At 68.1% G+C, this 21,742-nt stretch carries 15 protein-coding genes, 1 pseudogene and 1 riboswitch; of the genes and pseudogenes, 4 read left to right on the forward strand and 12 right to left on the reverse strand.

Features of this window, described 5'->3' with window-relative positions; translation table 11 throughout:
* The first annotated feature begins 30 nt into the window (after positions 1–30).
* Together R2733_12525 and R2733_12530 are read left to right on the forward strand one after the other, a co-directional pair.
* Entirely contained in the window at positions 31–981 is a 951-nt protein-coding gene (locus tag R2733_12525) for an LLM class flavin-dependent oxidoreductase (GenBank protein MEZ5377323.1), read from the forward strand.
* Positions 982–1,050: 69 nt separating this feature from the next.
* Positions 1,051–4,563 (forward strand): annotated as a pseudogene (locus R2733_12530) (indolepyruvate ferredoxin oxidoreductase family protein).
* 48 nt (positions 4,564–4,611) lie between these two features.
* Here the strand turns inward: R2733_12530 and R2733_12535 are convergent.
* Complete coding sequence (locus tag R2733_12535; protein MEZ5377324.1) at positions 4,612–5,613, reverse strand: XdhC family protein; 1,002 nt, start codon at positions 5,611–5,613, stop codon at positions 4,612–4,614.
* 249 nt (positions 5,614–5,862) lie between these two features.
* Here R2733_12535 and R2733_12540 point away from each other — a divergent pair, with 249 nt between their 5' ends.
* Positions 5,863–6,246, forward strand: a complete 384-nt coding sequence (locus R2733_12540; GenBank protein MEZ5377325.1) for a DUF3499 family protein — start codon at positions 5,863–5,865, stop codon at positions 6,244–6,246.
* A 31-nt stretch (positions 6,247–6,277) separates the two neighbouring features.
* Here R2733_12540 and gcvP read toward each other — a convergent pair whose 3' ends face one another.
* The 5 genes from gcvP to R2733_12565 form a co-directional block, all read right to left on the reverse strand.
* Positions 6,278–9,157, reverse strand: a complete 2,880-nt coding sequence (gene gcvP / locus R2733_12545) for an aminomethyl-transferring glycine dehydrogenase (GenBank protein MEZ5377326.1) — start codon at positions 9,155–9,157, stop codon at positions 6,278–6,280.
* A gap of 1 nt (position 9,158) precedes the next feature.
* Positions 9,159–10,322, reverse strand: a complete 1,164-nt coding sequence (gcvT, locus tag R2733_12550) for a glycine cleavage system aminomethyltransferase GcvT (GenBank protein MEZ5377327.1) — start codon at positions 10,320–10,322, stop codon at positions 9,159–9,161.
* A 26-nt stretch (positions 10,323–10,348) separates the two neighbouring features.
* A riboswitch (glycine riboswitch) is annotated at positions 10,349–10,461 on the reverse strand.
* Positions 10,462–10,567: 106 nt separating this feature from the next.
* Positions 10,568–11,389: a 5'/3'-nucleotidase SurE gene (gene surE, locus R2733_12555; GenBank protein ID MEZ5377328.1), complete on the reverse strand. Its 822-nt coding sequence runs from the start codon at positions 11,387–11,389 to the stop codon at positions 10,568–10,570.
* A gap of 86 nt (positions 11,390–11,475) precedes the next feature.
* A complete protein-coding gene (locus tag R2733_12560) occupies positions 11,476–12,111 on the reverse strand; it encodes a hypothetical protein (protein ID MEZ5377329.1) in 636 nt (211 codons plus the stop codon).
* A gap of 90 nt (positions 12,112–12,201) precedes the next feature.
* Positions 12,202–13,473 (reverse strand): MFS transporter, encoded by a 1,272-nt coding sequence (locus tag R2733_12565; protein MEZ5377330.1) that lies wholly within the window; start codon positions 13,471–13,473, stop codon positions 12,202–12,204.
* Between the two features lie 57 nt (positions 13,474–13,530).
* Between R2733_12565 and R2733_12570 the strand changes: the two genes are divergently transcribed.
* Complete coding sequence (locus R2733_12570) at positions 13,531–14,337, forward strand: nucleotidyltransferase domain-containing protein (protein ID MEZ5377331.1); 807 nt, start codon at positions 13,531–13,533, stop codon at positions 14,335–14,337.
* On the opposite strand, the gene R2733_12575 is transcribed toward R2733_12570, so the two are convergent.
* The 6 genes from R2733_12575 to R2733_12600 are packed head-to-tail and all read right to left on the reverse strand — an operon-like array spanning position 14,324 to position 21,629.
* Positions 14,324–15,574: a cytochrome P450 gene (locus R2733_12575; GenBank protein ID MEZ5377332.1), complete on the reverse strand. Its 1,251-nt coding sequence runs from the start codon at positions 15,572–15,574 to the stop codon at positions 14,324–14,326. The two genes, R2733_12570 and R2733_12575, sit on opposite strands and share 14 nt — an antisense overlap.
* A 50-nt stretch (positions 15,575–15,624) precedes the next feature.
* Positions 15,625–17,754 (reverse strand): RecQ family ATP-dependent DNA helicase, encoded by a 2,130-nt coding sequence (locus R2733_12580; GenBank protein MEZ5377333.1) that lies wholly within the window; start codon positions 17,752–17,754, stop codon positions 15,625–15,627.
* Between the two features lie 34 nt (positions 17,755–17,788).
* Positions 17,789–18,550: an SDR family oxidoreductase gene (locus R2733_12585; protein MEZ5377334.1), complete on the reverse strand. Its 762-nt coding sequence runs from the start codon at positions 18,548–18,550 to the stop codon at positions 17,789–17,791.
* Between the two features lies 1 nt (position 18,551).
* On the reverse strand, positions 18,552–19,181 hold the full coding sequence (locus tag R2733_12590) for a rhomboid family intramembrane serine protease (GenBank protein ID MEZ5377335.1): 630 nt from the start codon (positions 19,179–19,181) through the stop codon (positions 18,552–18,554).
* Positions 19,182–20,477: a cytochrome P450 gene (locus tag R2733_12595; GenBank protein ID MEZ5377336.1), complete on the reverse strand. Its 1,296-nt coding sequence runs from the start codon at positions 20,475–20,477 to the stop codon at positions 19,182–19,184.
* Between the two features lie 15 nt (positions 20,478–20,492).
* A complete protein-coding gene (locus R2733_12600) occupies positions 20,493–21,629 on the reverse strand; it encodes a serine hydrolase domain-containing protein (protein MEZ5377337.1) in 1,137 nt (378 codons plus the stop codon).
* Positions 21,630–21,742 lie beyond the last annotated feature (113 nt).

Raw genomic sequence — 21,742 nt, forward strand, 5'->3', positions numbered from 1 at the left:
CTAGAGTCACGGTGGTCAGGAGGAGGCAGCATGGACGTCGGCATCATCATCGGCGAAGCAACCCCGCTGACCTGGGACCGTTGGAAGCACATCGTCCAACTCGTCGAGCGGCTCGGCTACACCTCGTTGTATCGATCCGATCACTATTTCAACGGCACACAGAAGGACGCGATCGACGTGTACCTGTCGTTCGTGATGGCGGCTGAGGAGTCGACCAACCTTCGTCTCGGGACGCTGGTGACGCCGGTGACGTTCCGTGAACCGGTCAACGTCGGCCGGATGGCCCAACAGCTCGACGCGTTGAGTGATGGCCGATTCGTGCTCGGGCTCGGCGCCGGGTGGTACCCCGTCGAACACAGGGTGTACGGCATCGGCTTCCCGCCGCCCAGCGAGCGGTATGACCGCCTCGACGAGGCCCTCTGTCTGATGAAGGAGCTCTGGTACTCCGACTCGGGGACGTTCGATGGGTCGTACTACCGGATCGCCGGTACGGATTCGAAGCCGCACCCACCCGATGGCCGGCCTCGTGTCCTGATCGGGGGCAGTGGCCCGAAGCGCACGCTGAAGATCGTCGCCGACCACGCACACGAGTGGAACACCACGCCGCTCGACGTCGAAGGATTCCGAGCAGCCAACGCGGCACTCGAGCGGCATTGCGATGCGATCGGACGCGACCCCGCCGAGATCCGTCGATCGATGCTGGTGTTCGCAACCATCGGGCCTGACGACCATCATCGGCAGCAGGCGCTGGAGCGCTACCTCGGCATGTTCGCGCCCGCGGGCACCACCCCATCGCTCGAAGCCGTGACGGCGGCCGGGCACGGTCCGTGGCAGGGCTCGGTCGAACAGCTGGTCGACTACGTCGGCCAACTCCGCGACCAGGGCCTCGACGAAGTGGTCTTCGAGCACTTCTGCCACGAAGACGACACGATCTGCGAATGGATCGCCAGCGACGTGTCGCCGAGGCTCGCGTCTCTGTAGCGACCTCGTTCGCCGCCTGCACGCCCATCGAACCAACCACGAACTGATCAGACGACCACCCGCCGCACCGAGGAGACCACGATGACACTTGCAGAATTCCAGCTGGAGGACCGCTTCCGGATCGACGAGGGCGACGTCGCCATGAGCGGCGTGCAAGCGCTCCTTCGCGTGCTCCTGGACCAGCTACGAGCCGATCGACGCGATGGCCTCGACAATGCCGCGCTCGTGTCGGGCTATCGAGGTTCACCCCTCGGCGGCATCGACTCGCTCATGCTCGGCAACGCCGACCAACTCGCCGACAACAACATCACGTTCATCCCGGGGCTCAACGAGGATCTCGGGGCCACGCTCATCTGGGGAAGCCAGGTGGCGAACAAGCAGTTCGACGGCAAGCACGATGGTGTGCTCGGCATGTGGTACGGCAAGGCGCCAGGCCTCGATCGCAGCGGCGACGCCATCCGGCACGCCAACACCTGCGGCGTCGATCCGAAGGGCGGCGTGCTGCTCGTCGCCGGTGACGACCCCGCATCGAAGTCGTCGACCCTGGCCTCCGAATCGGAGTACATGCTCCAGCATCTCCAAACGCCGATCCTCTACCCCGGCACGGTGCAGGAGGTGGCCGACTACGGGCGCATCGGCTACGAGCTCTCCCGCTTCAGCGGGTTGTGGGCGGCGCTGAAGATCGTCACGAATGTTGCCGACGGCTATTCGACCATCAAGGTGGGGCCGGGTCGGGTCCGCACGCAACGCCCCGAGTTCTCGTGGGACGGGCACCCGTGGGCGCCCACGCAGATCGACTACCCGGTCGGGCCGGCGGCAGTTCGGGCCGAGCTCGAGATCCACGAGGGTCGGATGGTCGCGGTCGAGCGGTTCGCGGCGCTCAACGGACTCAACGAGGTGACCGTCCCTGCCGCCGACGCGCGGGTCGGGCTCATCGCGGCGGGCAAGACCTACTACGACCTGCGCGAGGCCCTCGACCGCATGGGTCTCGACGAGCCCACCTTGCATCGACTCGGTGTGCGCGTCCTCAAGCCGGCGCTCGTGTGGCCGCTCGAACCCGCATCGATTCGTGACTTCGCTCGCGGGCTCGACGTCATCGTGCTCGTCGAGGAGAAGCGGGGGTTCATCGAGAGCCAGGTGCGGGAGATCCTCTACGGCACGCCGAACGCGCCGATGATCTTCGGCAAGCGGAACCAGGCCGGCGAGTTCTGGTTCCCCGGGCACGGCGAGATCGACGTGGATCTCGTCGCCCGCAAGCTGCGGCCGTTCCTGGTCGACCGGTTCGGCGAGGCCAACATCGGCCTCATCGCCAAGGAGCGCACCTACATCCCCGTGGCGCTCGGCGCCTCCGGTGAGGGTGCGAACCGTGTGCCCAACTTCTGTTCGGGATGCCCGCACAATCGCTCGACCGTGGTGCCCGACGGCTCCGACGTCGGCGGCGGTATCGGCTGCCACGGCATGGCCGGCCTCCACCCGGGTCGTCACGTCATTGGGCTGACCCAGATGGGTGGCGAGGGTGCCCAATGGGTCGGCGCGGCGCCGTTCGTCGGGAAGAACCACCGCTTCCAGAACATCGGCGACGGCACCTACCACCACTCGGGTTCGTTGGCCCTCCGGCAGGCCGTGGCCGCCGGGACGAACATCACCTACAAGATCCTCTACAACGCTGCGGTCGCCATGACCGGCGGCCAAGACGTCGATGGCGGCATGACCGTGCCGGAGCTGACCCGGTCGGTGCAAGCCGAGGGTGTGGCGAAGGTGATGGTCCTCACCGACCACCCCGAGAAGTACGGCTCGGATGCCGACTTCGCTGCCGGCACCGACGTCTGGCATCGAGATCGACTCGATGAGGCCCAACGCATCCTGCGCGACATTCCCGGCACCACCGTGCTGATCTACGACCAGGCCTGCGCCGCCGAGCTGCGTCGAGACCGCAAGCGTGGTCTCGTCGAAGAACCACCGATGCGTGTCTTCATCAACGAGGCGGTGTGCGAGGGGTGCGGCGACTGCGCCGCCAAGTCCACCTGTCTCTCCGTGCAGCCGGTCGAGACCGAGTTCGGGCGCAAGACCCAGATCCATCAGTCCAGCTGCAACAAGGACTACAGCTGCCTGCTGGGCGACTGCCCGGCGTTCGTCGAGGTCATCCCGGCCGGCAAGGTCAAGCAGAAGGCGACCGTCGCCATCGCCGCCATCGGCGACGATCTGCCCGAACCCTCACGGCGCATCGACGAAGGCAACATCCTCATGATGGGGATCGGCGGGACCGGTGTGGTCACCGTCAACCAGCTGCTCGCAACGGCTGCCCTGCTCGACGGCAAGGTGGCACATGGTCTCGACCAGACCGGCCTGTCGCAGAAGGGCGGTCCGGTGGTGTCGAACCTCAAGGTTCGGCGCGCGGGCGATGACCAGTCCGACGAGATCGGCGAAGGCAACAAGATCGGCGCCGGTGAGGCCGACGCCTACCTGGTGTTCGATGTCCTCACCGGCACCAGCTCGCTGAACCTGGCGAAGGCCACACCCGAACGGACGGTCGCCATCGTGTCGTCGTCGAAGGTGCCGACGCCGACCATGGTGCTCGACACCAAGGCCACCTTCCCCGAGTTCGAGCGGCTGCGCAGCCTCATCGACGACGCGACCACACCGGCGAAGAACCTCTACTACGACGCCACCAACCTGTCCGACAACCTGTTCCGGTCCCATATGCCCGCCAACATCATCGTGCTGGGCTCGGCCTATCAGTCGGGCGTCATCCCGATCAGCGCCGATGCGATCGAGCGGGCCATCGAACTCAACGGGGTGGCGATCGACACGAACATCCAGGCGTTCCGCATCGGACGCAAGATCGCCATCGATCCCGACTTCCTGGCCACACTCGATCTGGAGCGCCCGGGCCGGGCCAAGCGTGAGATCAAGCGGACCGCGAAGGTCGAGAAGATGATCGCTGCCGTCGACTCGCCGAGCGAGGAGCTCGAACGACTGCTCGGCATCCGGGCGGCCGACCTCATCGACTACCAGGACGTGGCGTACGCCCAGGCCTATGTCGATGCTGTTGCCCGAGTCCGCTCGCTCGAGTCGGCGGCCGTCCCCGGCGACTCGCGCCTCTCCGAGTCCGTTGCTCGCAACCTCCACAAGTTGATGGCCTACAAGGACGAATACGAGGTGGCACGCCTGCACCGTTCCGAAGCCTTCCAGGCCGCCATCAAGGAACAGTTCGGCGACGAGTCGACGATCACCTACAAGCTGCACCCGCCGACGGCCCGCAAGCTCGGGCTCACGAAGAAGATCGGCCTCGGCCGCTCCGGCGACATCGCGTTCGCCGGGTTGGCCCGGATGAAGGGGTTGCGAGGCAAGGCGATCGATCCCTTCGGACGCTCGGCCCACCGCACACTCGAACGTGAGCTCATCGACGAGTACCGCACGGTCATCGACGATCTGCTGGCCGGGTTGAACCAGCACAACGTCGACACTGCGGTCGAGATTGCGGAGCTGCCCGACATGATCCGCGGCTACGAGCAGATCAAGGAGCGCAACGTCGAGGCCTATCGCGCCAAGCTGGCGGAGCTGACCTCGGCTCGGGGCTGACCTGGATCCCGACCTGGCAGCTGGCGGAGCGGCGCGTGCCGGGTGACCTCAGCCGTTGATCGGGCCGGTGGTGGTACCCAGCGACTGCGCCGCTCGACCGGATCGGTTGGCGAGATACTCGGCGGCGATCGCCACGGCCGTCTCGGCCGGGGTGCGTGACCCGAGGTCGAGACCGACCGGTCCGTGGATGCGAGCCAGGCTCGTTTCGTCGTGCCCGAGTGCCTCGAGGCGAGTGCGACGTTTGGCCTGGGTGTGGCGCGACCCCATGGCACCGACGTAGCCGACGTCGGACCGAAGTGCCGCGTCGAGGAGCGGGGTGTCGATGCGCGGGTCGTGCGACAGAATCACGATGGCGTCGGCCGGTCCTGCCGTCGTGAGGAACGCCTCGCCGGCGTCGACGGTCTCGTCGGACGTCACGGTCCAACCCATGAGCTGTCCCTGCGCCATGATCGCCTCGGCGATCGGTCCCGAACCGACGACATGGCCCGACGGCAGGGGCACGAGGGTGGCGATCGCGAGTTCGCCACCGCCGTGCTCGACGACCCGGGTGTCGGACTTGCCCATGGCCAACAGTTCCCGTGCGGCGTCGACGGCAGCGGACGTCGACGCGTCGTCGGCGATAGTCCCCTCGGCAGCGGCACGGGTGACGACGACGGTGTCACCGATCGTGCCGTCGGCTCCGATCTGCGTCACGAGCGCCACCGGGGTGGCGGAGGCGACCGATGTGCGGAACAGTTCGGGCACCTCGTCGAGCGGCGTGAGCAGGAGGCGGGCGGTGCCGCCGCACAACAGCCCGGCGGCGTCGGCGTCGGGGTCGGTGATGCGGCCCGAAACCAGCTGCCGACCACCGGCGGCATGCGCCTGGCGGATCGGGTCGTCGAGAATCCCGCCCAGGATCTCACCGTGGATGCCGGCCTGGTCGACCACGGCACCGTCGGCGGCGTCGCGGCGCCCGAATCCCGTGAGTGACACGACACGGACGATCGACGCATCGGCCGCGGGTTGACCGGCCGCAGGTTGACGAAGGAGGGCGTGGACCATCGAGTGCATGCGAACACTCTTCCACCACAATCGCCGCGCCGAAAGGCGCCTCCCTGCCGACCTGAACGCTCGGCTCAGCGGCCCACCGTCGCACATCTCTCGGCCCCCGGACCCGGAAGTGGGCTCAGCAGCCGAGAGTTGCGTGGGTGTGGGCTCGACAGCCGAGCGTTCGGGATGATCTGCCGGGCAGCCGTCGTGGCTGGGGCTGATCGGCCGGGTCCACGATTGTGCGATCAGATCCCGCTAGATTCCCTGGCCATGGGACTGCGTTGTGCACGATTGAGCTGCGGTATCGAGGCCGTGGCGAGCATGCAGTTCAAGAACGACATCGCCGAGGTCCACATCATCGACCTGGCCGAGGCCGTCGCCGGGATTCCCCTGTGCGCCGATCATGCCGAGACCCGCACCGCTCCGGTGGGGTGGACCCTCGTCGACAAGCGCACGCCCACCCAGGCCGACATCTGGGCCACCGAGGCCCCGGCACCCGCCGACGCCGCCCCGCAGGGGCGACCCAGCCGGCGCCGAGCAGCGGACCGTTCGGGATTCGAGTTCGGCCGAGTGGCCGAGCCGGCATCGGCCGACGCCCACCTCGACGCCGAGAGCCCGCTGCTGTCACGGGCGTTCCGCGTCGTCCCCCACTGATCGCAGGGGACGCCACGAGCCCGAGCGGCGCTCAGTCGTAGGAGCTGAGCGGCGGGCAGGAACAGCTGAGGTGACGGTCGCCGTAGGCGTTGTCGACCCGGCCGACCGGTGGGAAGTACTTGTCGGTCGACATCCCGGGCATCGGGAAGGCAGCCTGGCGCCGTGAGTACGCCCGGTCCCAGTCGTCGGCGATCAGCACATCGGCGGTGTGCGGCGCATGGCGCAACACGGAATCGGCGATGGCCACGTCGCCGTTGGCAACGGCGTCGATCTCACCCTTGATGATGATCATGGCGTCGCAGAACCGGTCGAGTTCGGCCAAGCTCTCCGACTCGGTTGGCTCGATCATCAGGGTGCCGGCGACCGGGAACGACATGGTGGGGGCATGGAAGCCACAGTCGGCGAGCCGCTTGGCGACGTCGTCGGCGGTGACGCCGGTGGCGTCGGTGATGGGACGCAGGTCGATGATGCACTCGTGGGCGACGAGCCCGTTCGGCCCGGTGTAGAGCACCGGGTAGTGCTCGCTGAGTCGCTTCGCGACGTAGTTCGCAGCGAGCACGGCACCCTCGGTGGCGCGGCGCAGGCCGTCGGCGCCCATCATCTGGATGTACATCCACGTGATGGGCAGGATGCCCGCCGACCCGAATGGTGCGGCCGACACGGCCCCGACCCGATGGCCGTCGACACCGACGCCACCGATGCCGTCGACCACGCTGTGCCCCGGGAGGAACGGTGCAAGATGGCTGCCGACGCCGACGGGGCCCACACCAGGGCCGCCGCCGCCGTGAGGGATGCAGAAGGTCTTGTGCAGGTTGAGGTGGCTCACATCGGAACCGAAACGACCGGGCTTGGCCGCACCGACGAGCGCGTTGAGGTTGGCCCCGTCGGTGTAGACCTGGCCGCCGGCGGCGTGCACCCGATCGCAGATCTCGATGATGGTGCGCTCGTAGACGCCGTGGGTCGACGGGTAGGTGACCATCAGCGCCGCCAGGGTGTCGGCATGCTCATCGATCTTGGCATTGAGGTCGTCGAGGTCGACGTCGCCTCGCTCGGTGCTGGCGACGACCACGACGCGCATCCCGGCGAGGACCGCCGAGGCAGCATTGGTGCCGTGCGCCGACGATGGGATGAGGCAGACGTCGCGCTGGTCGTCGCCCCGGCTCTGGTGGTACGCCCGGATCGCCAGCAGGCCGGCGTACTCGCCCTGACTCCCGGCATTCGGCTGGAGCGAAATGGCGTCGTAGCCGGTCACCTCGATCAGCGCCTCTTCCACCTCTCGGATGAGGGTGCGGTAGCCGACCGTCTGGTCGGCCGGGGCGAACGGGTGGATGCCGGCGAACTCGGGCCATCTGATCGGCTCCATCTCGGCGGCGGCGTTGAGCTTCATCGTGCAGCTACCGAGCGGGATCATGGTGCGATCGAGCGCCAGGTCTCGATCGGCGAGCTTGCGCAGCCAGCGCAGCATCTCGTGCTCGCTCTGGTAGCGGTGGAACCGCTCGTCGGTCATGAAGCCGGTGGTGCGGTACCAGGGGCCATCGCGATCGGTGAGGACGCTGACCGGTATGAAGCCTTCCATCGACGAGAAGGTGGCGACCCCGAGATCGGGGACGAGCGCACCGGCGACGGTGGCGAGCGTGTCGACGGTCGAGGTCTCGTCGAACGACACCCCAACTCGGTCGGCGTCGACCAGGCGGAGGTTGATCCCGGCCTCGACGGCTCGGTGCACGGCCGCAGCCGCAGCGCCCGGCATCTGGACGGTCACGGTGTCGAAGAAGGCCGAGGACTCGACGGTCAGCCCGGCACCGGTGAGGGCACCGGCGAGTTGCTGGGCGAGGTGGTGGACGCTGTAGGCGATCGCGCGGAGTCCGTCGGGTCCGTGCCAGCAGCCGTAGGCAGCAGCCACGTTGGCCAGCAACGCCTGGGCGGTGCAGATGTTCGAGGTGGCCTTCTCCCGGCGGATGTGCTGTTCGCGGGTCTGGAGTGCGAGGCGGTACGCCTGTTTGCCGTTGGCGTCGAGGGACACCCCGACGAGACGGCCGGGGAGTTGGCGAGCACGGTCCTGGCTGGTGGCCATGAAGCCGGCGTGCGGTCCGCCGAAGCCCATGGGAACACCGAAGCGCTGGGCCGAGCCCACTACGACGTCGGCGCCCATCTCACCCGGCGGCGTGACGATGGTGCAGGCCAGCAGATCGGTGGCGGCAGCAACACCGGCGCCGGATGCGTGCAGCGCCTCGGCGATCGGAGTGAGGTCGAGCAGGCGGCCGGTGGTGCCCGTGTGGGCGAGGAGCGCCCCGTAGACGGCGTCGGGATCGAGATCGGTCGTCGGGTCGCCGACGATGACCTCGATGCCCAGCGGTTCGGCCCGGGTCTGTACGACCTCGATGGTCTGCGGGTGGCATTCGGCGTCGACGAAGAAGCCGGTGCGCTTGGTCTTGTCGCCGCGGCGGAGGAACGTCATCGCCTCGGCGGCGGCCGTTGCCTCGTCGAGCATGGAGGCGTTCGCCAGCTCGCACCCGGTCAGTTCGGCGACCATCGTCTGGAAGACGGTCAGCATCTCGAGCCGGCCCTGTGAGATCTCGGGCTGGTACGGCGTGTAGGAGGTGTACCAGGCCGGGTTCTCGATCATGTTGCGCCGGATGACGGCCGGGGTGATGCAGTCGTTCCACCCCATGCCGATACAGCTGGTGAGCACCGTGTTCTGATCGGCGAGGGATCGGAGACGAGCGAGGGCCTGGGTCTCGGTGAGCGCAGGTGGCAGGTCGAGCGGCTCGCCGATCTGGATGTCGGTCGGCACCGCAGCATCCAAGAACGCCGAGGGGGTGGCGTGGCCGAGGTCGGCCAGCATCTTGGCGTGATCCTCGGAGGTGAGCCCGAGGTGGCGGGTGACGAATTGGTGGGGGAGTGCGGTCATGTCAGGCACCTCGGACGTAGCGGTGGGGAGTGAAGGGGAGGTCGGCGACGACGCAGGGCACGTCGTTGCCACGAACGTCGGCGATCAGCCGAGTGCCGACGGTGGCGAGTGCCGGCGGCACGTAGCCCATGGCGACGGGGCGTTCCACGGTGGGGCCGTGCCCGCCGGAGGTGACGACACCGGCCGGCTCGCCGTCGGGTGTCGAGAGGGTGGCGCCCTCGCGCACCGGGCGCTTGCCCTCGGGAGCGAGCCCGACGCGAACCCGAGTGGTGCCGTTCGCCAGCTCGTCGAGGACTCGTGCTCCGCCAAGGAAGTCGCCGGCTTCGCGACGGCGTTTCGGCATGGACCAGACCAGGTCGGCCTCGACGGGGCTGATGGTCTCGTCGAGGTCGTGGCCGTAGAGGCAGAGTCCCGCCTCGAGCCGCAGGGCATCACGTGCGCCGAGGCCGGCGGGGCGCACCTCGGGCTGGGCGAGCAAGGCCCGGGCGACGGTCTCGGCGCCGGCGGCCGGGACGACCAGCTCGAAGCCGTCTTCCCCGGTGTAGCCCGATCGCGAGACCTCGACCGTCGTGCCGTCGAGGTCGACGGTGGTGGCCTCCATGAAGACCAGCTCGGCCACGGCAGGAGCGAGCCGAGCAAGCGCGTCGACCGCCTTCGGACCCTGCAGCGCCAGCAGGGCGTAGGGAGCCCGCTCCACGACCTCGATGCCGGCGAGCGACGCACGCAGGTGCGGCAGGTCGACCGCACGGCGAGCGCCGTTGACGACCAGCACGAGGTGTTCTCCCGCCTCGGCCGACTCGGGCCGGGTGACCATCATGTCGTCGATCAGCCCACCCTCGGCGTTGGTGAGCAGTGCGTAGCGCATCTTGCCCGGCTGCAGGGTGGTGATCCCGGCCGGGGTGATGGTTTCGAGCGCCTCGGCGACGCCGTTGCCGAAGAGGTCGACCACACCCATGTGTGAGACGTCGAACAGGCCGGCCGAGGCCCGGACCCAGTTGGTCTCGGCGATGGCGCCCTCGTAGTGGACCGGCAGCGACCAGCCGGCAAAGTCGACCATGCGCCCGCCGAGTTCGTCGTGCAGCGCAGCGAGCGGGGTCTGGAGCGGCACCGGTGCTGCGGATTCGGCATCGGACACGGTTGCAGGACTGGACGCAGGATCAGACACTCAGGCACCTCGAAGCTCGTTGGCTGGGTGCCCCCTCTGTCGCTGATACCTGAGAGTTTGGCGGGGTGAGCCGCTTTCTCCTTCGGTGGCCGCTTCTCCCCGCACGGGCAGGAATCCGACGCTCTCCAGAGTGGCCAAAGACAAACGGTACGGATGCCTGAGAGTTTCCGGGGCGGTTGCTCCTTCGGCGGGCCGGCGAACCGACCGCTCTCCCGAGCGCCTACGAGGCCAAGCCAGAGGCTAGCTCAGCTCTGGAGCAGTGCGTCTATCCGTGAGTCGATTGCCTCGGTGCCCTCGTCGGTGGCCTGGATACGGCCGAGCCACGTGAACGAGACCTCGCCGGCCATGATGGCGCCGACGTCGGTGGCGCTCGACTGCTCTCGCTCCTCACCGAACGACATGTCGACGTAGAAGCTGCCCTCGTGGCCGATCTTCGGTTCGAGCTTGGCCGTGGACATCGCTCGAGGCGGTTCGTTGCCGACCTGGGTCCAGCGCCGGGTGGTGAGCTCGCTGAGCTCGACGTTCGGCACGTTGATGTTGAGCACCGACGGGGTGGAGGGCGGCGAATCGATGATGGCCTGCACGGCCTCGGCGGCGATGGTGGCGGCGGTGTGCCACTTCTGGTTGGCGATGGCGTCGTCCCAGCCCTGGCCCTCGGCACCGAAACCGGTGACCGACTGGCTGACCGCCACGCCATTGATCCCTCCGTTGCGGGCGGTGAGGGCGGCGCCGATGGTGCCGGAGTGATAGACCGAGCGGCCGACGTTGGCGCCGGGATTGATGCCGGAGACGATGAGGTCGGGCTTGGGGCCGAAGGCGCCGAGCCGAGCGAAGAAGACGCACAGCGCCGGCGGGCCCGAGACGGTCCACACGTTGTCGAACCCGTCGAGCTTGACCTGGTGCACCTCGGGCCGGGTGAGCCAGAGTGCGCCGATGGCGGCACCGGCGCCGGAGTACTCCCGGTCGGGGGCGACGATGATCACATCACCGAGCGGTTTCATCGCCTCGGCGAGGATGTGGAGGCCAACGGAATCGATGCCGTCGTCGTTCGTTACAAGCAGGCGCATGGGTGCACGGTACCCGGGTGGCACCGCGCCCATGTGGCCAGTCGGTGCCCACGGCGTGAACAGCGACTGAACGGGCGCCCGAACGCTCAGGCGCCGGTGACGTAGTCCTTGAGGAAGACTTCGATGTCGGCGCTCGGCACGTCGTACTCGGGCGCAGGATCGGGGTCGCCCTCACTGAAGATGGAGAACATCGGGCAGCCGTCCGAGGGGCCCTCGAACGATTCGGTGGCGATGACTTCGGCGGTCTTGGCGTCACGCAGGGTCAGCTCGTAGGTGGCATCGAAGGTCTGGACCGACCACGAGATGCCGCTGTCGGAATCCTCGTAGCCTTCACAGAGCTCGACCGGCGTGGCCGACACCCGGTTCAGGCAGGCGACCATTTCGGTCGCCTCGTAGTTCCCGATCTCGACCTCCCAGCCGTCGGGCAGCGTGACACTGCTGTAGCTGTACTCGGGATCCTCGCCCTCGAGGATGACGAGCGGGTGGACGCCGGTCTCGGCGCTCAAGCCGGCGGCCGCTTCGAGGCCCGTGCCCCGGCACACCTGATCGAATTCGGACTCGGTGTAGATCGGCGACGGTCCAGCTTCGGTCGTGGTCGTGGCCTCACTCGAGCCGCCGTCGGAACCCCCGGCGGCGGTGTCGGAGCCGCTCGATCCGCACGAGGCGAGGAACAGGGCCGATCCGGCGATGAGCAGGTGGAACGAACGTCGATGGTGGCGCATGGCAGTCACTTCCCTCTCGCGCCCGCGGCCGGGTGCCGGCGAGCGAGTGTTCCGTGTCCATCGGCCGTTGGCGATGATTGTTGAGCGAGCTCAGTCGCGACGGCGGTTTCGTAGCTTGCGACGCTCGTCGACGGCGGCGAGTGCACCGGCACCGCGCGCGGTCGGCACCCAGTCACCCTGGTCCTCGACCGGAATGGCTTCCTTGGTGGTGATGCGAACCCCGAGGTACAGCGCCAGGAGCAGCGGGATGCCGCCGAGGACGACGAAGTAGCCGCTCGGCCCGATCGCTGACATCAGGCCACCGGTGATGAGCGGTCCGAAGAACGCCCCGATGCCGCTGAGGAGGACGTAGCCAGCGGAGCCGGCCATCAGGTACTCGGCGGGGAGATTGTCGTTGAGGAAGGCCAGCGACACCGAGTAGAGCGGGAAGATGGCGCCACCGGCGACGAACAAGATGGCAAGGGCGATCACGCTGTCGGGCCGGACGAACAGCAACGACAAGCTGAGGGCCCCCGCCGATGCGGCAACGACCGCCAACGCCGAGCGACGATGCACCCGGTCGGACCAGCGGCCGACGGGGAACTGCAGCACGGTGGCCCCGACCAGTGGAGCGAAGAGGAAGGCCGATAGTGAGAACCCGCTGAGGCCCTCGCGGCTCGCGTAGATCGAGGCCATGCCCATGATCGTTCCCTGGCTGACGCCCACGAGCGCGGCCGCGACGACACCGGGCGGCATGAGGGTGTACAGCTGGCGTATCGGGAGCGGCTCGGGTGCGACGACGGGTGGCGCCGAGGTGGTCGACAGCGCGATCGGGATGAGCGACAGCGAGGCGAGGATCGACGCCAAGATGAACAGCTTCACGCCCGCGGGGTCGGCGACGTTGAGCAGCAGCTGGCCGAGGCCGATGCCGGCAGTCGACACGGTCATGTAGGCGCCGAGGAGCTGGCCGCGAGTGATGTTGGTCGTGATGGCGTTCAACCAGGACTCCACGACCACGTACAGGCCGGCGAGACACATGCCGGTGACGAGGCGGAGCAGTACCCACATCGGCGGGCTGAGAACGACGGCGTAGAGCAGCGAAGCCGTCGAGGCGAGCGACGCCAGGGCCGCGAACACCCGGATGTGGCCGACCTGCGCCAACGTACGCAGGGCGACCTTGGTGCCGGCAAGGTAGCCGGCGAAATAGGCAGCGATGATGATCGGGGTCCAGGCACTCGAGAACCCCTCGATCTCGGCCCGCACACCGATCAGCGAACCCTGCATCCCGTTGCCGAGCATGAGAAAGCCGAACCCACCGAGGAGCGCCGTGGCGGCGGCTCGTGGCGACGGGTGGGGTACCGCGTCGTTCATCGGGTCGGACATCGATTCTCGAGCATCTTGATCGGGACGGGTGGAGCGCGCGCAGGCTACCCCGATGCCATGGTGTTGCCGGTCTTCGGTACGGTCGAAGGTATGGACGCAGCGCTGCCCGATGATGTCCGCCCACGAATCGAGGGGTTGCTCGCCGAACTCGACCGAGAACTCCCCGACGTGGTGTCGGGGCTTCACGTCGTGGGATCGATCGCGCTCGGCGACTATCACCCCGGTCACTCCGACATCGATCTCGTGATCGTGACCCGGCACCCCCTCGGCCCCGCCGATGTTCCGGTCATCGACGCCGTCCACCAACGTGAGCGCCAGGCCGGCGGCAGCCCGCTCCAGGCGAGCTACCTGACCACCTCGTCACTCGCCACCAACGCCGATCCGATCGTGCCGTCGGTGTCGTATTTGAACGGTGAGACGAGCTACGGCACCGACTTCGAGGTCAACCCGGTCACCTGGCGCAACTTGGTGCGCCATGCCGTGGCCGTTCGGGGCACGCCGACATCGGTGTGGATGCGCGACCCCGACGACGCCGAACTGGCGGCCTTTTGCCGTCGGAACCTCGACGAGTACTGGTTGCCGCTGGTCGACAAGGTGCTCGCCGAGCCACGATCAGTGGAGGCTCGGATGCTCGAGTGGCTCGGTCTTGGTCCGGCCCGCCTGGCCCACACCATCGAGACCGGTGAGATCATTTCGAAGACCGAGGCGGGTGAGCGGATGTTGGCGGCGGCCTCCGAGGCGGAGCGGCCGGCGTTCGAGACGGCGCTGGCCGTCCGGCGAGGCGAGATCGATCCGGCGGCCGTGCTCGACTATCAGCCCATCGCCGACATCGCGACCGCCACTCGTCGGGTCATTCCGGGGTGAAGCTGACCGGCAGCACCTTGACCCAGTTCAGGAAGGTCGAGTGAGCGCCCTTGGCTTCGCCTGACACCTCGATGTCGGGGAGCCGGGTCAGCAGCTCTCGCAGCGTGGTAGCCACCGAGAGCCGACCCAGCCGGGCGCCGAGGCAGAAGTGCGGCCCGACGCCGAAGGCGAGGTGAAGGTTGGGCGAGCGGGTGAGGTCGAATCGCTCTGGATCGTCGAAGACCGTTTCGTCACGATTGCCAGACGGGTACCACATGAGCACCTTGTCGCCGGCCTTGATCTCGGCGCCACCGAGTTCGGTGTCGCGGGTGGCGGTTCGCCGGAAGTGCAGCACGGCATTGTTCATCCGCAGGGTCTCCTCGACGAACCCCGGGAGGTGGGCGTCGAGATCCGACAGCAGCAGCTCGCGCTGATCAGGCCACTCGCTGAGCGCCCGGACGGCGCCGGTCAGGGTGGAGCGAGTGGTTTCGTTCGCCGCAACGAGGAAGAGGTACCACATCATCGCCACGTGATCGTCGTCCATCGGTCGACCGTCGACCTCGGCATTGACCACGCGTGAGATGAAGTCGTCGCCAGGGTTGGCCCGTTTCTCGGCGATCACGGCCCGGCCGTAGTCGAACAGGGCGTCCTTGGCGGCGAGGAAGTCCTGGACCGTGCCACCGTAGTCAGGGTCGTGGTTGCCGATGATCGCGTTCGACCAGGCATAGAAGGTGCGACGGTCGGCTTCGGCGACACCGAGCAGGTTGGCCAGAATGCGGAGTGGCACCTCCGAGGCGACCTCGTCGACGAATTCGGCGGATCCCTTTGCGGAGATGGCGTCGACGACATCGACGGCGATTTGCTGGATCGCCTCGCTGAGACGGGCCACGCCCTTGGGGCCGAACGGCTCCCGGATGGCCTTGCGGAGGGCGGTGTGTTCGGGCGGGTCCATCGCCATCAGGTTGAGGCGGGTCTCCTCGAGGATGTCGCCACGGATGTCGGCCCCGGTGAAGCCACCGAGCCACGACGAGAACGTTGCCGGATCGGTCGACACGGTGTGAATGTCGGCGTGGCGGGTGACGCACCAAAAGCCCGGTCCCTCACGGCCACCCTCACGCTTGGGTGGCTCGCGATGCCAGGCAACTGGCGCCTGCTTGCGGAGTGCAGCGAAGGCCTCATAGGGCGGGCCGTCGGCGAACGTGGACGGGCTCCACAGGTTGACGTCGATGACGTCGGCAGCCAGCGGGTATCGATCCATCAGGCGATCATCGCATCTTTCGGCTGGTCAGGCCATCGATGGGATCGGGCTCAGCGGGTGCGAAGCACGAGCGGAAGTACCGGGCCCGATCCGGTGCCGGTCAGTTCCCATGCCGCCACGGTGAGCGTCCATCGCGAGTCGGCTTCGTCGTCGATCAGCAGGACCGGGCCGGCCAGTACGGCCGGGTCTCGGGGAAGGGCACTCGGATCGGCGACGATGCGACCATGAACGTTGCCGACCTGGTGGGCCGAGTTGGCCTGCTCGACCTGGAAGGTGGCGTCGGGTGTCGGGTGTTCGACGAGGGCGCGGTGGACCGGCAGCTTGCCCAGTGCGCCCAGCTTCGACGCAACGCCATCGATCAGTTCGAAGCGGCGACGTGACGGCATCGGGCAGATCCAGGTGGGGCGTTCCTCCCAGGCCCAGCCCTTGAGGACCGCCGCCAGGGCACGGATCAAGTCGTCGGGCGGATCCACCGGGTCGGCGCGATCGGCGGCAGCGATGAGACCGGCCAGTGGCGTGCTCCAGCCGCCGTCGCCGATGCGGGCCAGGGCCCGACCGGGCTGAGCCTGGCGATCGGCGCCGATGCGCCCCTTTGGTGCATCGAGACCGGTTGGCCACTGTTTGCGAGGCTCGACGACGAGTTCGCCGCCACGGAGGAAGGCGTTGGCCCGACTGGTGAGATCGGCATCGGGCTGGTGCGACCAGCTGTGCCCGGTGCAGATGTCGCATCGGCCGCAGTCGGTGGCCTCGGCGTCGTCGAGCGCCTCGCGGAGGTACCGCAGCCGGCAGCGATCGAGCGCGGCCCAGGTGAGCATCTGTTCGGACTCGTCGCGACGCAGCCGGCTGAGGGTGGAGGCCAGCTCGTGGTCGTAGCGCCAGTCGTTGTTCGAGCGGACGAAGCCGCCCTGGACCCGCTGCACCGCACCGTCGACCTCGAGGATGTTCATGAGCGTCGAGATGCGATTGCGCCCGAGGTTGACCGAGGTCTCGAGTGACGCCACCGAGGTGGGCCGGGACCGGTCGAGCTGGTCGAGCGCGGCCCGACAAATGGCTTCCGACGGCAGCGACACCGACTCGAACCAGCGCCACACCGCAGCGTCTTCGACCGGACGAGGCAGGGCGATCACCTCGGCCCGTTCGATGTTGCGTCCCGCCCGCCCGATCTGCTGGTAGTAGGCGACGGGTGACGGTGGGAGACCAAGGTGGATGCAGAACGCCATGTCGCCCTTGTCGAATCCCATGCCGAGCGCCGAGGTGGCGGCGAGCGCCTTGAGCTCGTTGTTGCGGAGGCCGTCTTCGAGGCGCAGGCGGGTGTCGGCGTCGATGCCACCCGTGTAGGACTCGACGTCGTGGCCCTGGCTGCGTAGCCACGATGCGGTGTCGTCGGCCTGGGCCTGGGTGAGGCAGTAGATGATGCCGGAGCCCGGAAGTTGATCGATGGTCTCGGCCAGCCACGCCAGGCGCTGGGCATCGTTGTCGAGTTCGACCACGCTCAGGTGGAGCGATGCGCGATCGAGCGAGGTGCGCAGGACGAGGGTGTCGTCGCCGAGCTGGGTGGCGACGTCGTCGGTCACGCGCTGGTTGGCGGTGGCCGTGGTGGCGAGCACCGGTGTCCAGGCCGGAAGGTCGGCGAGCAGGCGCCGGAGACGTCGGTAATCGGGCCGGAAGTCGTGGCCCCAATCGGAGATGCAGTGTGCCTCGTCGCACACGAGGGCGAACGGCTGGGACTGCATGAAGGAGAACACTCGATTGCGGAAGCCCTCGTTGGCCAGTCGCTCGGGCGCGATCAGCAGCAGGTCGACCTCGTTGCGGAGGATGCGGGCCTCGATGGTGTCCCAGGAATCGAGGTTGGACGAGTTGATCGTCTCGGCCGCCAGGCCGAGGTTGCGGGCGGCCGCGACCTGGTCGCGCATCAGGGCCAGCAGGGGGGACACCACGACGGTGGGGCCCCAGCCTCGATCGCGAAGCATACGTGTGGCGGAGAAGTACACCGCCGACTTGCCGAACCCGGTGCGGGCGACGAGCAGGGTGCGACGACGACCGGCAACCACCGCAGCGACGGCCTCGATCTGCTCGGGCCGAGGACGAGCGTTCGGACCGGCCAACGACCGCACGTGCTCGGCCAGCTCGGCCTCGACCTCGGCACGGGTTGGTCGTGGCGGTTCGATGGCGGTGGTCATGTGATCCACCCTAGGAAGCGACAGTGACAGTCGATCAGGGGGTGACTGCTCGGGCGGCGCCGCCGTCGATGCGGAAGTTCGAGCCCGTGATGGACGAGGCCTGGTCGCTGCAGAGGAAGGCGACCACGGCGCCGACCTCGTCGGGCGTGGTCATGGCGGTGGTCAGGGGCGCGAGATCGGAGCCGAAGGCCTCGGTGACCGAACGGCCTCGCAGCCGTTCGAGCACCTCGGGGGTGGCGATCAGACCCGGGCTGACCAGATTCGCCGTGACGCCGGTCTGGGCCAGATCCTGCGCCAGGCTGACCACCAGACCGGGTAGGGCCGACTTGGCCGAGTAGTACTGCGGCCGGATCGGCGCCGGGCGCAGCGACCCGACCGTGCCGAGCAGCACGATCCGACCCCACGCCCGTTCGACCAGGGCGGGGCGGAACGCCCGGATGACCCGCACGGCCGACAGCACGTTGCGCTCGTAGGCCTCGAGCCAGGCATCGTCATCGGCGGTCGACCACCGCCCGCCCGCGGCGACGCCGTAGTTGCACACGACGATGTCGATCTCGGTGCCGACCTCGTCGGCCATCGCCGCCACGGCGTTGTCATCGAGGAGGTCGGCGACCACACCACGAGCCTTGCCGCCCTCGGCCAGGATCGACTCGACCACGGCGTCGGGCTGACCAGGTTCGAGCCCGTGGACGATGACCGAGGCTCCCTCGGCCGCGAGGACTCGTGCGGTCGCGGCCCCCGTGCCGCGGTGGCTGCCGGTCACCAGCGCTGTTCGTTTGCCGAGTCCGAGGTCCATGTCACTCCATCCAATAGTCGCCGGCGATCGGCAGTTCGTCGTCGACTCGGCGCTCGCGGGGCCGCACCATCGTGCGCGAGATGGCGATGCCGCTGAGGAACCCGGCAAGGTGGCCTTCCCACGAGATGCCCTGCTGGGGAACCAGGCCGATCAACATGGCGTAGTAGAGGAACAGGGCGACCGCCGCCGGTGCGGCGGCGCGCACGCTCCGCTCGAAGATGGCGGCGCCGAGCAGTGCGCCGAGGTAGCCGAACACCACCCCACTGGCGCCGATGTGGTTGCCGGTGCCGGCGAAGATCCAGGTCAGCGCACCACCGAGGAGCCAGGCCACGACCGTGACCCGGAGCCAGTACCCGAAGCCACGAATGGCGACCAGCGCACTGAGGAAGAGGAACGGTGCGCTGTTGGAGAAGATGTGGCGCCAGTCGGCGTGGAGGAAGGGCGCCCAGAGGATCCCATCGAGCCCGCTCGAGGTTCGGGGCACGATGCCGTTGCCCTGCAGCCGATCGCCGAGGGCGAAGGTGTCCACGAACTCGACCACCCACATGAGGACCACCAGGCCGACGACGAAGCCGATCTGACGCAGCAGGGCGCGACGACCGGCGACCTCGGGATCGGTGTCGGGGAGCATCTAATCGAGGAAGACCGGCAGCGAGCTCGGTCCGCGCAGGGTGAGGGTCGACTTCCAGCGCATCTCGTCGCGATCGACCGAGTAGCCAGGGAAGCGACGAACGAAGGACGTGACGGCGACTCGGCCTTCCATGCGGGCGAGCGCCGCACCGACACAGTGGTGGATGCCGTGGCCGAACGACAGCGGCCTGGGGTCGTGGCGGTCGAGGACGAGATCACCGGCCCGATCGTGGCGCCGAGGATCACGGTTGGCGGCTCCGAGCAGGATGGTGACGTCGCTTCCGGCGGGGATGCGTATGCCTCCGACATCGATCGATTCGAGCGTCGTGCGCTGGGTGACCTGCACCGGGCTGTCGAATCGCAGGAGCTCTTCGATGGCATTCGCGTCGAGATCGCGGCGTTGCAGGAGCAATCCGCGAGCGTCGGGGTGGGCGTCGATGGCGAGCAGGGCGTTGCCGATGAGGCTCGACGTGGTCTCGTGGCCGGCCCCCATCACCAGGCTGAGCATCGAGATCAACTCGTTGCGGGTGAGCCGGTCGCCATCCTCCTCGATGGCGATGAGGCGGCTGAACAGATCATCGCCGGGCTCGATCCGCCGTTGCTCGGCGAGGTCGCCGAAGTAGGTGGACAACTCGCGAACGAGACGGTTCATCTCGCTCGGGTCGAAGCCATTGAGCGGATCGACGAACTTCACGACCTCGTCGGAGATCGTCTTCAGCCACGGCCAGTCGCTCTTCGGGATACCGAGGAGCTGTCCGATCACCTGAATGGGGAGGAGATCGGCGAACGTCGGCATGACGTCGACGCTGGCGGGGAGCGCGGCGTCGGCGGACCGCCGGGCGAGGTCGTCGAGCAACTCGTTGGTCTGGTTGGCGACGCCGGGTTCGAGCAACTCGATGGAGCGTGGCGTGAACGCCCGACTGATCAGCTTGCGCAGCCGTGTGTGGTCGGGCGGGTCGATCGAGATGAGCCAGGTCGAGAAGAACGCCATGACGTCGTCATCGAGCTGGGAGTAGGGGCGAACGGTGAGGAGCTGGCCGCTGCGGTCGACCGATACCGACGGCGACCGGAGGACGGCCTCGGCTTCGTCGTAGCCACTCACGATGTAGCCCTGGAGCCGCTCGTGGTACATGACCGGCCCCTCGTTGCGGAGCAGCTGATACCCGGGGTAGGGGTTGCTGCGGCGATCGGGGTCGAATGGGTTGTAGGGCGCGAGCAGCGGGTTCAGTCCCCGGGCGAGCCACGGCCGCTTCGCGACGTAGCGCAGGGCGGGGAAGAGCACCTGTTCGCGTCGCATGACGCGAGCCTAGTCTCAGCCCACGATCTCGTAGATTCGCTCGACCACACCCTTGGCGGTGGCGTTGCCGAGAATGTCGCCCTGCATCTTGTTCATCATGTAGCTGATGGTCATGCGGCGATCGAGATCGTTGATCACGACCGAGCCGCCCCAGCCGCCCCAGAAGCAGCGGCGTGCCTCGGGCATGGTCGGGAAGTTGTCGGCCTCGAGTGCGTAGCCGATGCCGAATCGGACGTTCGTGAACAGCACCTGGTCCATGCCGTTGGACTGCTCGTCGAAGATGCGGTCGATCGTCGACGGCGACAGGAGGCGGACGCCGTCGAGCGTTCCGCCGTTGGCCACGACCGACTGGATCCGTGCGACGGAGCGGGCATTGCCGTGCCCGTTGGCGGCGCCGATCTCGGCCTGGCGCCAGTCGGGACGCCAGGCGGCCTCGGCCGAGGCGACCGGTCCGGTGAACGTGCGGACGGCTGGGTGGTCGTGCGGGAGGGCGCCGAGGTCGGCCGACATCGGCGGCGGAGGGACGACGTTGGAGACCCGGTGGTGGTGGGCAGCCGGCAGGCCGATGTGGAAGTCGGCATCGAGCGGACCAGCGATCTCCTCCGCGAAGAAGGTGCCGAGCGACCGACCGTCGGTACGGCGAACGAGTTCGCCGACGAGGTGGCCTTGGTTGAGGGCGTGGTAGCCCGAGGCGGTGCCCGGCTCCCACCACGGCGCCTGTTCGGCCAGCCGGGCCGTCGCGGTCGGCACGTCGATGACGTCGTCGATCGTCACCGGCTGCTCCCAACCCGATACGCCCGAGGTGTGGCTGAGCACGTGACGGACCAGCACCCCTTCCTTGCCGTTGGCGGCGAACTCGGGCCAGTAGTCGGCGACCGGCGCGTCGAGGTCGAGTTGGCCCCGATCGGCCAGGACGAGTGCTGCAAGGTTGGTCATGGTCTTGGTGGTCGACCAGACGTTGGTGATGGTGTTCTCGGTCCATGGGACCGTGCGGTCGAGGTCGGCCCAGCCGCCCCAGACGTCGATGACCGGGGCACCGTCGATGGTGAGCGCAACCGACAGTCCGAGGTCGTGGCCGCTGTCGACCTGTGTCGACAGGAACTCGACCAGCTCGTCGAACCGTCCGTCGTGCGTGCCCTCGATGGTCGTCATGTGTGTCCCTCGCTCCGTCCGTTCAGTGACGCGCCGTTCGCTGCGCCGGAGGGTGACCCTAGCTCACAAGTGACGCCCGACACGTCGGGGAACGCACGGCGTTGCGTGCCATC

This window comes from Acidimicrobiales bacterium, assembly GCA_041394265.1.
Lineage (GTDB): Bacteria > Actinomycetota > Acidimicrobiia > Acidimicrobiales > SZUA-35 > JBBQUN01.